Here is a 13,329-nt window from a genome sequence, read left to right as displayed (position 1 = left end):
GTTTATAATACATTTTTTACTATATTTCAAGTATAAAGAGCTTTTTATATTTGTCAAATTGAAAATTATATATAAAATTATAGGTATAGATTTGCGCATTGTTTGGAGGTGTTAGATTGAGAAAATGCTTTATTATAATGGTTATTATTGCTGTTTTTGCTATAATTAAAAGGAATATCAAAAAAGACGAAATGGAAAGAAATATGAATATTGCCGTATTAGTTTCAGGTGGTGTCGATAGCTCAGTTGCTTTGCGTTTATTGCAAGAACAAGGGCATAATGTCACCGCATTTTACCTTAAAATCTGGTTGGAAGATGAACTTGCTTATTTGGGCGATTGTCCTTGGGAGCAAGATTTATCTTACGTACGCAAAGTGTGCGATCAAGCTAAAGTGAATCTTGAGGTTGTTAATTTGCAAAGAGAGTACTTTGATCATGTGGTCAAATATGCTATTGCTGAAACTAAAGCGGGCAAAACGCCAAATCCTGATGTGTTCTGTAATGTTATGATCAAATTTGGTTTTTTCATTGATTACATTGATAAAACATATCCAGGCAAATTCGATAAAATTGCATCAGGGCATTATGCACAACTGACACAAAAAGATGATGTTTTTTATCTTAAAAAAGCGCCTGATACCATTAAAGATCAAACCTACTTCCTTTCACACCTCAAACAAGATCAGTTAAAACGTATAGTTTTTCCGATTGGTCATTTGGAAAAAAGTGAAGTGCGTAAATTGGCTCAAAATTACAATCTCCCGAACAAAGATAGAAAAGACAGCCAGGGCATCTGCTTTTTAGGAAAACTCAAATTCAATGAATTTTTGAACCATTATCTGGGAGAAAAACCGGGTGACAAGGTTGAATATGAAACGGGAACTATTCTTGGGCAACATAAAGGATTCTGGTATCACACGATTGGGCAACGTCAAGGTTCAGGCCTTTCGGGCGGTCCGTGGTATGTTGTGGACAAAGATCCGATAAAAAATATTGTATATTTTTCTCGCAACTATTTTGCACAAGATAAAAAACGTAATCAATTAACTGTTTCAGATCTTAATTGGTTTGCCGGCAAAGCTCCTGAAAAAACCGGTTTATCAGTGAAATTGCGCCATGGGCCAAATATGCATAGTTGTACTATTTCAGCACATCATGGTGATGTTGGTGATGTTATCGTAACATTGCATGAAAATGATCAAGGGATTGCACCAGGGCAAATAGCAGCGTTTTATGATGGTGATATCTGCTTGGGTGCAGGAATAATCAAAAGTTGACGGAGATCTGTTTTATTTCAACTTTGGCATACAAACATATTGTGCTAGACTTAATATATATCATTCTTTTTAGCGTATGAGGTCTGTCGGTTTCTATGTCATACAAGCGAATGCAGTGGCAAAAATTAAAAAAAATTCATATTAGATTATTTCGGGATATTCCGGCGCATGAATTGCGTATTACTATTCCTACTATGTTGACTATTTTGCGTATTGTTTTTGTGCCTTGTATTATCGTTTCTATGTTTATGCAGCAGTGGGGAATGGCTTTTTTGTTCTTTTTGACCGCTTCAATTACTGATTTTTTAGATGGTAACTTGGCTCGCTTATGGAATGAAAAGACATTTTTGGGCGCTTGTTTGGATCCGATTGCTGATAAACTGCTACTTATAAGTTTTTTCTTTACGCTTGTTTTTATTAAAACGCCACTTTTTTCTGTTCCGTTATGGTTTGTATTATTGGTCTTGCTTAAAGAGTTGATAGTAATTTTTGGTGCAATGTTTATTTTATTTAGCGGGCGTCATTTGGATGTGCGGCCTACTTGGCTTGGCAAATCTACTACTGTGGTGCAAATGGTCTTTATTATATGGTTATTTGCCTGTTACTATTTTCATTGGGTGCCGGTAAAGACCTATTATTCAATGTTGGCAATTATGCTTTTAATGGTTTTTTTGTCATTTGTACAATATATTCGTATAGGCTTTAAACAAACAGCGATTTCATCGTGATGCAAGGATAGTATGCGTTCTATATGTATTTTGTTGTTATTTTGTACAAGTCTGAATTTTGGTCATGAATTTATTCAAAAGCGTAGAGCACCCAAAGTTTCACTTAATAAAGTCAAGCAAGAGGCGGCAGATATTTTGAGCCTGCAATTGCGTCTTTCTGCTGAAATTATGCAACAGATTGGTCATATACAGATAACCATGCAATCAAAAAATATTACATTTGATTTAAAGCATGAAAGTGACCAATTAAAAATGATTGGTAATCAATTGCACATGTATAGTTTACAATTGGTTGATTTACTTCAACCAATGACATCTGTTCAATCTATGCGTTTTACACCTGACATGTCATTGTCATTAGGATTGAGTCATATCGTTAATAGTATGGGTGTGATTCAGCAACATATTATTAAGCATTTAGAAGATATTTTTGAAAATAAGGGTTGTCTATTCATTAGAAAATATACATTGCAATTATCTGATGTGGTTAAAACAATTAAAATATATAATGATCAATTTCATGCATTGAAAAAAATGTTGCATGCGTTAGAAAAAAAACTGTTACCAGTACATAAAAGTAAAGAAAAGCAGCGTGCTTTATCGTGCGAAGAGCATGTAAAAAAAGCTTAGTACAAAAGCTCTTTTTGTGCTACAGTTAACAGTATTAAATATATTATACAAGAGTTTCAACTTTGAAGGGAATACAAATGGCTGCCGGTTACAATCGTGTTGTTATGGTTGGTAATTTAACGCGTGATCCTGAGTACAAACAGCTTTCATCGGGACAAGCAGTTTGTCGTTTAGGCCTTGCGTCAAATCGTCAATACAGAAATCGTCAATCAGGTGATATGGTACAAGAAGTATGTTTTGTTGATATTGATGTGTGGGGAGCACAAGCTGAAAGTTGCCACCAATATTTGCAAAAAGGACGACCAGTATTAGTTGAAGGACGTTTGAAGTTTGACTCATGGGAAGATCAAAATGGTCAAACACGTTCTCGTCATACAGTTGTTGCTGATCGCGTAGTGTTTTTATCAGCTCAAGAGTTTTCGCCAGCCGAACGTGTTGAGCAATCATCAAATCAAGCGAATCAACAATTGAATCCTAATGATCCGGTTGAAAAAAAGTTAATGGATCAAATTGATGATATTAAAGCAAAAGTGAGCAAAAAAGCTGCTGCATCTAAAGTAGAAAAAGCACAAGCGCCAAAGACAGGAGAGATTGATTTTAAAGATGAGCCTCCATTTCAGGATGATCTTCCTTTTTAATTAGTTATGAACTAAAAAAAAATGTATAAGGCACTTTTCGAAAGTGCCTTTTTTAGTGTGTAATTTATTAAAGACAAACATATTTATTGACAAATTGAATTTTCTTCGTGCATTATGAAAGAGAGAATAATGCATTATAATAGGGGAGTTCATGCATGAAATCTAAAGTACAACTCAAACTAAAAAAACTGTTTCAGGTTGCATCTGTTTGTATAATAACATGCGGATACTCAAGGACTATTGAAGTTCAATTGAATTTTGATGAAATATTAGACAAGACGCCATATGCATCATTACTTAAAGAGCTTATTTGTTTAACCGATACTATTGGGCTCTTACGTCATCGTATTAAAGCAGATGAGCGACGTTTTATCGAAGATAGTGTTTTAGGTAAAATGGTACGAGTACAGCAATTAATAAAGCAGATTGATTTTACAGATGTTGTACAAGACGATATTGATTATCTTTATTATTGGTTAGTAGTAGCGACAACTGAAAGATTGCCGGAATTGTTGATGCAGCAAATTGATGAGCTAAAACGCTCCTTGAGTTTATATGTTCAAAATCCATTGCAATCGAGCGATCTTTCTTGATAGTATACAATTTGTATGAGTGTTAAATAATGGAGTTATTTATGAAGAAAAAAATCTTATTAATCGCATGTTTTTTAACGGTATCAATGTCAGCAAAGTTGCGCATTCGTCAACAAAATCCGCAATGGGCTAATCGTCATTATGCATGCTGTGCAGATCGTCGTGGTGCCATTGTGCCTTATGGTGTTACCAATGCTGAAGATGCTGTTAATGCATTACGTGAAGAAATTGTTAAGGCTGAGGATAATGGTACGTATATTGCCGATTGGGGCAAAAAACGACGGGCTGCGCTTGAAATACAATCTCAGTTGGGATTTACTGTTCCTGAAGATTACAGTTTTAATGATGATGATGAATGATTTTTTAGAAAAATCATAATCAAAAATCTTTTTTTTAAATTACATCATACTGAGCTTAATTACATCATACTGCCATGTGCGGCGAAGCTTTAGCGAAGAGGTAAGCTTGTCGAAGTATCCTTTTGAATCCCTTTTTTTATTTTTATTTTTATAATTTTCATACTGAGCCTGTCGAAGTATCGTGTCCATTTATTTTCTTTGGTTTCAAAGTCATTTCTGTCATTAAGGAGGGTCCTGTCACCCTCCTTAACAATCCTGGACACGAAGGCTTTGCCTTTCGAAACCCAATTTCCCGCGTAAATGCAGTGGCACACGCAGATATTCTATTTTAGCTGCTCTTCGAGCATAGACTAAAATAGAATATCTGCTTCGGCCACTGTCACGCTATCAGCTCTTAACCAAATAAATATAAAATTTGTATCCTTTAGCGGATATGGAAGCCTAAGATTGAGCTTTTGCGAAATCGTGGGCTGACAGTGCGAATGAACGAAGCGAATGAGAACGTTTTTATCCGCGACTAAGGTTTCGAAAGGCAAGGCCTTCGGGCCCGGATTCTTAAGGGGTTGGCCCGTCTTCGTTAAAACTACGCCGGGCACGGCAAAAACCTTCGAGGACTTCATCCTGAGTGCTCAACGTAGTTGAGTGTATCGAAGGGCCTTAAGGACAAAAGAAACTTTAAAATCAAAAAAAATAAATAGACGTGCCAAAAAACTAATAAACAAAACTAAAAATTAAAAGTGAATTAAACAATATCCAAAAATTTATTTTTGTGCTTTAGAATAACGATATATATCGTTATTCTAAAGCAACCACACCACTCTGTGTACCGGCTAAAATAACACCGGTCATGCCAATAGGGCGAACCCAATAAAAGGCCGATTTATCGCGTAATACACAATCTTTGAGTACTGTTTTGAGCGGATCACACACATTCCATACACAGGTATTAAATGGCGTCACTTCCAAAAAGCGCAATTGTTGCAATGGGCAGCAGTTGCAGGACTTTTTACCACAACATGGCACGCATGCAAGTTTTGCATTACTTGGTGAAATAATAAAAAATCTTCTGCCGCCATCTGACCAGAAGTAACATATTTTTTCAAATAGTTTCAGGTCATCGCATGGTGGATTTGTAAGTTCGGTATCAACACAACAACAGGGCTCGCAACTGGTGCTACATACTGTCGTTGCTTCCTCACATGGTGTTGGGCAATCATCAGTACAACAACAGGTTTGTATCGTATCGCATTGAGATTCACATGCAGAACTGTCGCAAGTGATTAAATGATTAAAATGAGTTGGTACAAACGAAAAGCTTGGTGTCATATCGCACTGTCCATTGAGCTGGTGAATTGATGAACGTTCAAATGTTTTGCAACCGCATGCATCTTGTGCGCTAAATGGCCAGAGTGTGCTCATAATGGTTGCGTTATCTATAGCGCCCATGCCATAAAAAAGTGTTTTATTTTGGATCAATGTCCAGTTAGCTTGGGTTTCGTTCATTGCATCTTGAACGCCGTTTGTTCTTTTCGATTGAAATATGCCGTTATTGGTGGTGAGCACCAACTGTTCTTGAGAGCCGTTAGCAGATGTTTGCATGATTTCCATCTGTGTGAACAGTAAAGTTTTTTGCAATGCAGTTGATGTTGAACTGGTGGTTGAACGTGCAATGGTGACAATATTCCCGCTATCGAACATATCATCAAGATTGTCCTCGAAGTTTATACGTTTAATTTCACTATAAAATGGCAGTTCGCAACTGGTGGTAAAAGTCATTACATACAATGTGTTGCCTGATGTTTTGATATCAACAATAGGTGCTGAAAGAGCAGATATTTTATGCCATTGAGCATCTTGAAAGGTGTCGCTGCATAAAAGATCAAATTCTGTAACATTAAAGCCATTTTTATCTTCTTTTGCAAATGCATAGAGACCTTTGTCGGTGCCTGCAAAGAAGTAGTTTGTATCACCTTGATTTTCTGTGCGGCGTGCATATTCTAATGTGTTAACACATCCGGCATCAGGAAGTTCAGTTTCCAAAAAGAAATCAGGACAACAATAATCTATAGTGACCGCTTGTGGATAAGGAATACTTGATGTTGGCATAATATCATAGGGCATGCCAGGTGCTTTTGATGTACTGGTTAATGCAAAATCAACTTTGTTTGTTCCACCAAACAATGCATAACGATATGGATTGCTTTGGCCAAGTCCGGTTGTTGATTGATCCAAGTCAAGCACTGAATATGCACCATCGCATAATGAGCGGTTGATCATAGAAGCTAATGAGCAACTTTGGCAACAAGGCTCACATTGGTCGCCTTCATCCCATTCGGTTATGCGCACGGTTTTTTGTGGCGCTCCATCAACCGCAATAACTTTACCCGTAACGGCATCGACGGCAAAAAATGAAACTTGCGCACTTGACGGGCTGTCAGGGAATCCACAAATTGGCCATACACGTTTTGTCCATGGTGTCCAACTTTTTATTTTTCCTTCGTTGTCAAACTGTGCTTGTGAATACAAAATGCCGGTTTCGTTTTGTGCATCTTGAGGAATCTTGAGTGATACATAAACTGCATCGCCAATGACTTGAATATCAGAAATTGTTTGAGTTGGCAGGATTGGTAATGGACCGTTACCCACTTGTGCGAATAAATCAGAACTGGTAACTAAATCAGCCTTTGCGGTTGCCGGTGTTCTGAACCGATGAGTGGCGACATCGAATGCATTTTTGTTTGCAAGTTTTCCTTGCTCAGGATCTTCCGGATCACATTTGTCTACAAGTGGTAATGCAAATATTCGGTTTGTTGCCTTACCGTTGCCGCCATGCACAATAAGATAACTTGGGCCGGTACTGCAATGCATGATTTCCAGATGTTCAACCGTTAAATTAGCATCACCATCAGGAATGTCCCCTACTATATTATTGTGATTGTTTGCATCAAAAGCGTTATTAGGTGCAATTTTATCTATAGTTAAGGTCCCTTTTTCAGGGCAGGTGCCAACGGTACCGACAACAACTGATATGCCACCGGCTCCATTCACTTGCGGTTCTATTTGAATCGATGCTCCGGCATATAAACGTTCAAGTTGGTCATCCCATAATAAAATTGGATCATTTTGAATGTCAATTGTGCTATTGCCAATTTTCAATTGTGGAGAGTTATTATTAAATTGCTGTGCTTTTATGCCCATATCACCCGGGACCGCGGCAGTTTGATTTAAAGATAAATTTTCTTGATTTATAGCGATAACTGCAATGCCACCATCTGCTTCACTAAATACGCCGCCTGATACGGTAGCAAAAATAAAACAACGATTTGCAGCGATACTATGAATTGTAGATGCACCATTTCCATCTTCGTTTAATGTAGGATTATACAGTTTAAGATCAGGGCTAAAGGTAACTTTGTTGGTAATATCAAGAATAAAGACTTTCGTTGAAGTATTAGTGCCTTCAGATACTCCGGCAACGCGTGAGCTGGTATCACCGGCATCAGTTGCCATGGCTAGTAATGCAATTGATTCATTATTTAGATTAGGCTCGGATGTGCTGGTTTGAGTTGCTCGTGGCTTAAAACGTGGAATTTGACTTGATCCTAATGTGCGTTGGAAACTTGAAACAGCATAAGTTCCAGCACTGCTTGCCAGGCCGACATAAAAAATGCCATTTGCACGATCATAGGTGGTTACTTGTACGGGAGCATTGAATGTTTCGGTTGCATTTGCAGGGCAACCATTGGCAGCAGTCGTAGGTTTAACATTTCCTTGTATAAGTTGTGTTGCAAAACTTTGATTGAAAAATAACATGCAGATCAGTAAGGTGCACATTTTTCTGTTCATACTCAAATTCCTTTTTTATGCATTTTTTTTTTAATAACTCCAGACCAAATCTATACCAACCATGCCACCACCGATGCTGGTGTTGAAAATGCGTTGACCACCGATAACAAAGTTTCCAAAGAAACCTAAACGTGGTCCAAAGAAACAGCGCTCTTGCAAGAAATCAAATTCTCCTAGCAGATGAATGGTGTGCATTTTCCATCCGCTGAGCATTGAATCACTACACACAATGCCGGGATCAAAAATGCAAGTATCGGTAGGGCGTATACTACTTTCACGTTCAGTTGAAAATGAATAACCTAAAAGAAGTGACAGATTTCTGCAAAAATGATCCGCTTTTATATAGGTGCCAATTTGCCATAAAGCGCCACGTTTCACATCCGCGCATCCTTTGGTTAATTTGATAAATCCATTTTGAGCTGTGCTGGTTTTCATGCGAATTTCACGGCATTTACTTTTGAATGGCATTGCAAAAACATGACCGCCGAAAGTGAACCATTCATATAGGCCAAATGCAAGACTCATGTTGAGCGGGAAACCGTAATGGCCGTCATATCCTTGGGGTAAATCGAAAATAATATTTGGATTGCTTTTACGACCGGTTGGGAACAGTACACCGGCTTGGAACATTGCATCGATAAAATCTAAATGCTCTGTTTCTTCAAAATTTACTGCCCATCCTAAAATAGCACTTGTATCGCCTATACCGGTGTGATCTACGCCTTCAAAGCATAAGCAATGATCATTCAGTATGGAATCAAATTGATTCAAAAATGTTTGCCAAATAGGGCTGTTTTTATTTGGGCAAGGAGGGCAATCTGATGAAAGATCACAACAGGTTATATCGCTTATTTCTAATTTACGAATCGGAACATAGAGTTCAAAGAAAAAACCATCAGTAATGTTTTGATAGAATTGTAGATCAAGTTCTACCGTTTTGAATTTACCACCAAATGAAAATTGCCCAAAACAGTTACGAGCAGGTTCTTTTTCCAGCAGTTGTAAGGTGAGGTCTTGTGGCTTAGTGAAATCTTTGCCCGGGACTCCTTCACCTAATTTGAAGGCAACTTGTGGGCCGAAAATATCGAGTAAACATACTTTATCTGAGCATCCATTGCGTCCGGTGCGTGTTGAACCGGCACCAACACGTGCATTGAGTGTGCTTAAGCCTTGTCGCTCAAACCGCGGTTCACCAAAAAAGAAACTTGCACGATAAAAGTGTAAATTATCCCATGCAATAAGACTGATATTGGTACATAATCCTATGATTAATAACTTTAATGCCTGCTTCATATTAAATATCCTTAGATCTTTTGATATCTTTTTCATGCAACAATGTATATAAAACTAGCATATATTTTAACCGCTGTAACTACCCTGATGAGCTTGTTTGGTTTATCATGCTTTGTTATACTAAACATATATAGATATAGATATTTTTAAAGTTTTTTTAAAATGTAGGGATTATGGAATCAAATAACAACGCACCTGAAATGAATGAAAAAGCAGCTTGTTACCTAGAAAATGATACACAAAATGAGCCGGCAGAATTTCAAGAATCAGCTTCTGAAAGCGCAACAGAGCAAACTGAACACAATGAAGAGTTACAGGCTCAGTTAGATGCATGTAAAGTTGAGTCTCATGAATGGAAAAATAAGTTTATGCTTATTTCTGCTGATATGCAAAATTATAAACGACGCATTGAAAAAGAACAGTCTATGTGGACACGTCGTGCACAAGAAGATATTCTTGTGAAATTATTGGCAATTGTAGATGATTTTGATCGGGCATTAGCTGAACATAAAAAACAGGAAAAAACTCCTGAATTAGATGCTTGGCTTAAAGGTTTTGAAATGATTGGTAAAGGTTTGTATAAATTTCTTGGCACCATGCATGTCAGTGAAATTGAACAAATGCAAGCATTTGATCCTATGCTGCATGAAGCTATTGCACAGGTTGATATGCCGGATGTTACTTCAGGCGATATTGTTGATGTTGTACAAAAAGGGTTTATGTTTGGCGATGAGGTGTTGCGTCCTGCAAAAGTAACCGTTGCAAAATAATTATAATTTAAAAGCTCCCAGATGAATAAGTATATTCTGGGAGCTTTTTTGCTATTTTTTATATGTCCAGATTCGCAATTGATTTCCAATTGAGCACTTTACCTTTTGATCTTATTTGATTTTCAGTCCCACCATAAATTAAATAATTTTTTTCCGGATCAGTGTCTGAGAGATTATTCCATTTATAGAGTCCGTTGAAGAAGTTTTTAGTAATCGTTTCTCCTGATTTGATTTCTATAGGAATAAGTTCTGTTCCGCGTTCAATAATGCAATCGACTTCATGTCCGTGACTGTCTCGCCAGAAATATACTTTTGGTTTTTTACCTGCATTGTATATGTTTTTAAATATATCAGATATCACTAAGGATTCGAACAAGCCCCCTACCATATAATGCGTTTTAAGTTGCTTTTCTTCGCTTATGCCCAGTAATGAGCAGGCCAGTCCTGTATCATAAAAATAAAGCTTGGGTGATTTAACCAATCGTTTATTAAAGTTTTTATGATGTGGCTGTAGTAAAAATATAATATAACTTGCTTGCAATATTGAAAGCCATGATCGAGCAGTATTGTGTGAAATGCCGGCATCACTTGCTAATGAAGAGAAATTAACTAATTGGCCGATGCGTCCGGCACAAAGTTGAAGAAATCTTTCGAATGTACTTAGGTCATTTACATTAACTATTTGACGCACATCCCGTTCAATATATGTTGTAGTATAATGTATATACCATGGTTCAGGCTCCAGGTCTTTCGCATATATACGTGGATAGAAACCTTTCAATATAAGTGCTTCCGGACTATTGGGAAGTAAAGATGCATTTTTTAATTCTTCAATTGATAAGGGCAATAAGGTGGTTATAGCTATTCTGCCGGCTAATGTTTGTGAAATTGATTGGTGTAAAATAAAGTTTTGAGATCCGGTTAAAATAAAATAGCCGGGTCTATCATATGTATCAATGTGCGTTTGGATATAAGAAAGAAGTTCAGGGACTTGTTGAATTTCATCCAATATGAGGCCATATTCATTTTCATTTGTTCTTAAGAATTTTTCAGGATCATCTTGGGCAAATGTACGTTGATTTATGTTTTCCAAGGAAATATACAGATGATTTTTGAATATTTCTTTGGCGAGTGTCGTTTTTCCCGATTGTCGAGGTCCCAAAATGGCAATTGCCGGATATCCTTGAGCATATTTTAGTAATGTACCTTGTATTTGACGTTTTATAAACATATTTTCTTCCCTTATTTTTATTATGGATCTTGTGTAAATTGTAAATCAAATTGAAAAATTGCACAAGATTTAATGTTTAAAGTTGTGTAATTTGTAAGTTTGATTTACAGTTTACACAAAAAACAGCTAAAAAAGAGAAATGATGCGATTAAAATAAAACATTATTTTTTAATGTGATTTCGAAAACATAAAATACCTGAAATAAATCAATATTGCGATCAGGCGATACTGTGGACATTTCTAATGTCTAACGCTACCGAATGAATGTATGTTTCCATAATCAGGATGCAATTAAATCAATGTTTGGTTAAATTCAAAAAAAATTCAAATAAGATGTGACAATAATCCAAGTAAAAAAATAAATTTGTTCATTTTGTCATTCCTGAAGGGAATCCAGTGGAAACCGATGTGATCTAGAGGAATACTTGGCCAAAAAATTTTGTTCGTTTAGAGAATGATTGGTTTTTAATGTTTTTGAATTTTACTTTACAATACTTTTTAAATAATGCACATCATTGACCAAGGCTTTATTAACATTAGGCCGATCACTGCTGGATTCCCTTCAGGAATGACAAAATAGAAGATTATTTTATCTATAATGATCATTACTATACAAAAAAAAATTTAAAAACTGTTCACAGTATTGATATATGAAGATGCATCTAAAAGAGTATGTTAACAATGATATACTCAAACAGATTGAGCAATCTCATTGTATGTGTATGATAAAGCAATAATCTTACTTATAGTTATATGTATGTTATGCTTAAATTCTGCTAATGCTTCCAAAGCCCGACAAGCAGTTCAATGAAAATCAGAATGATAATTAATACTTCAAGCATGTCACCACGGATTGAATCAACTTTATGTTGGATGACATTTTTGATATCGGTAATAATTTCAAGTTTCTGATTGATGCCATTACGCCAGCCATTAAGATCAAGCTTATCAACAAGTAATACATAAATTTCAGAAAAATAGGGCTCACCGACCAGTTTAATGCTACTTTCCATACGCTCAATGATTACTTGAATATCAACTTTAAGTTTTCCTAGTTCATCGACCGGACTGGTAGCAGTGCTGCCAATAAATGGTAAATATGACTTCAAGCTTAAAGCGCCAAATTTTTCTTCATATATGAGATTCAATTTTTGATCGAGTAATCGATCGAAAAAGCGTAATTCAAGCGCTTGAATATTGGCAAATTCAAACAAGTACAAAATCTCTTCATAATCCGGATCATATACAAATGAACTTTCGGTATCGACAATAATCAAATCACCTCTAAGGTAGCCAAGAGCATCATTCCAGATGTCTTTGATTTGATACTCTGACAGCATTTCTTTTTCAAAGCGTATCATTGAAGCGACAACACTGCCATATTGATTCTTGAGTTCATCTACGGTAATGCGGTCTTCGTTTTCTACATCAACTTGAATTACCATATAAGATGATTTGGTTAAAAAGAATTTGCCTTTTTTTACATTATTTTTTATTGCCTTATACACATTCGCGGCGTCAATGACACTTTGTTCTTGAAATTTATTATCGAGGTTTTCAATATTTTTTCGTACTTGATCAAAAGTGTCGGAAAATGGAATTTTATAGGTAAGGGCGATTGTGCCAAAATTGTGTAATCTCACACTATGACAACCGGAACTGCTATGCGGATGAGGCAAATCAATTTCCAATGGCATATGGTAATTCTTAAAAAATTTGGGGACGGTATATGAACGAGTTATGATATGGTCTTCATCTTTAATTGCTTCTAAATTGAATTCATCACCAACATCAAATGCATGAAAAATATAAAAGTTTCCGGTAAAGGTTCGATTTTCTTTAGATGTTGGTGTTTTTTCAGGCATAAATAATCCTTTGTTTGAAAGTTGATCATAGATTACTGTATCATAAATTTGGTTGAGCCTGCAACTTTACATCTCAAATGTATGAGTGAACTGAGACAA

Annotated in this window: 11 protein-coding genes; 7 read left to right on the top strand and 4 right to left on the bottom strand. The window is 36.3% G+C overall.

The window, feature by feature from the left end:
* Nucleotides 1-191 precede the first annotated feature (191 nt).
* From mnmA to WD055_02925, 6 genes are all read left to right on the top strand, one after another.
* Nucleotides 192-1,277, top strand: a complete 1,086-nt coding sequence (gene mnmA / locus WD055_02950; protein MEX0849164.1) for a tRNA 2-thiouridine(34) synthase MnmA — start codon at nucleotides 192-194, stop codon at nucleotides 1,275-1,277.
* 95 nt (nucleotides 1,278-1,372) lie between these two features.
* A complete protein-coding gene (locus WD055_02945) occupies nucleotides 1,373-2,005 on the top strand; it encodes a CDP-alcohol phosphatidyltransferase family protein (protein ID MEX0849163.1) in 633 nt (210 codons plus the stop codon).
* Between the two features lie 12 nt (nucleotides 2,006-2,017).
* Entirely contained in the window at nucleotides 2,018-2,635 is a 618-nt protein-coding gene (locus WD055_02940; protein ID MEX0849162.1) for a hypothetical protein, read from the top strand.
* 77 nt (nucleotides 2,636-2,712) lie between these two features.
* Entirely contained in the window at nucleotides 2,713-3,273 is a 561-nt protein-coding gene (gene ssb, locus WD055_02935; GenBank protein ID MEX0849161.1) for a single-stranded DNA-binding protein, read from the top strand.
* Nucleotides 3,274-3,428: 155 nt separating this feature from the next.
* Nucleotides 3,429-3,866: a hypothetical protein gene (locus WD055_02930; protein MEX0849160.1), complete on the top strand. Its 438-nt coding sequence runs from the start codon at nucleotides 3,429-3,431 to the stop codon at nucleotides 3,864-3,866.
* Between the two features lie 41 nt (nucleotides 3,867-3,907).
* Nucleotides 3,908-4,225 carry a hypothetical protein gene (locus WD055_02925; GenBank protein ID MEX0849159.1) on the top strand — a complete coding sequence of 106 codons (318 nt, stop codon included), beginning with the start codon at nucleotides 3,908-3,910 and terminating at the stop codon, nucleotides 4,223-4,225.
* A gap of 795 nt (nucleotides 4,226-5,020) precedes the next feature.
* Here WD055_02925 and WD055_02920 read toward each other — a convergent pair.
* Nucleotides 5,021-8,071, bottom strand: a complete 3,051-nt coding sequence (locus tag WD055_02920; GenBank protein MEX0849158.1) for a hypothetical protein — start codon at nucleotides 8,069-8,071, stop codon at nucleotides 5,021-5,023.
* Nucleotides 8,072-8,101: 30 nt separating this feature from the next.
* Entirely contained in the window at nucleotides 8,102-9,364 is a 1,263-nt protein-coding gene (locus WD055_02915) for a hypothetical protein (GenBank protein MEX0849157.1), read from the bottom strand.
* A 173-nt stretch (nucleotides 9,365-9,537) separates the two neighbouring features.
* Between WD055_02915 and WD055_02910 the strand changes: the two genes are divergently transcribed.
* Nucleotides 9,538-10,134 (top strand): nucleotide exchange factor GrpE, encoded by a 597-nt coding sequence (locus WD055_02910; GenBank protein ID MEX0849156.1) that lies wholly within the window; start codon nucleotides 9,538-9,540, stop codon nucleotides 10,132-10,134.
* Nucleotides 10,135-10,192: 58 nt separating this feature from the next.
* Here WD055_02910 and WD055_02905 read toward each other — a convergent pair whose 3' ends face one another.
* Nucleotides 10,193-11,365, bottom strand: coding sequence for an ATP-binding protein (locus WD055_02905; GenBank protein MEX0849155.1), 1,173 nt, complete (start codon nucleotides 11,363-11,365; stop codon nucleotides 10,193-10,195).
* Nucleotides 11,366-12,141: 776 nt separating this feature from the next.
* On the bottom strand, nucleotides 12,142-13,230 hold the full coding sequence (locus tag WD055_02900; protein MEX0849154.1) for a hypothetical protein: 1,089 nt from the start codon (nucleotides 13,228-13,230) through the stop codon (nucleotides 12,142-12,144).
* Nucleotides 13,231-13,329: the final 99 nt, after the last annotated feature.

This window comes from Candidatus Dependentiae bacterium, assembly GCA_040878395.1.
Classification (GTDB): Bacteria; Babelota; Babeliae; order Babelales; family Vermiphilaceae; genus JAKBEL01.
Note: the sequence above shows the minus strand (reverse complement) of the source record. Positions and strands in the feature narration are given on the sequence as shown.

Bases quoted from the DNA above. Each gene is read 5' to 3' on its own strand.
- mnmA (MEX0849164.1), top strand. From the start codon at position 192: ATGGAAAGAAATATGAATATTGCCGTATTAGTTTCAGGTGGTGTCGAT.
- WD055_02945 (MEX0849163.1), top strand. From the start codon at position 1,373: ATGTCATACAAGCGAATGCAGTGGCAAAAATTAAAAAAAATTCATATT.
- WD055_02940 (MEX0849162.1), top strand. From the start codon at position 2,018: ATGCGTTCTATATGTATTTTGTTGTTATTTTGTACAAGTCTGAATTTT.
- ssb (MEX0849161.1), top strand. From the start codon at position 2,713: ATGGCTGCCGGTTACAATCGTGTTGTTATGGTTGGTAATTTAACGCGT.
- WD055_02930 (MEX0849160.1), top strand. From the start codon at position 3,429: ATGAAATCTAAAGTACAACTCAAACTAAAAAAACTGTTTCAGGTTGCA.
- WD055_02925 (MEX0849159.1), top strand. From the start codon at position 3,908: ATGAAGAAAAAAATCTTATTAATCGCATGTTTTTTAACGGTATCAATG.
- WD055_02920 (MEX0849158.1), bottom strand. From the start codon at position 8,071: ATGAACAGAAAAATGTGCACCTTACTGATCTGCATGTTATTTTTCAAT.
- WD055_02915 (MEX0849157.1), bottom strand. From the start codon at position 9,364: ATGAAGCAGGCATTAAAGTTATTAATCATAGGATTATGTACCAATATC.
- WD055_02910 (MEX0849156.1), top strand. From the start codon at position 9,538: ATGGAATCAAATAACAACGCACCTGAAATGAATGAAAAAGCAGCTTGT.
- WD055_02905 (MEX0849155.1), bottom strand. From the start codon at position 11,365: ATGTTTATAAAACGTCAAATACAAGGTACATTACTAAAATATGCTCAA.
- WD055_02900 (MEX0849154.1), bottom strand. From the start codon at position 13,230: ATGCCTGAAAAAACACCAACATCTAAAGAAAATCGAACCTTTACCGGA.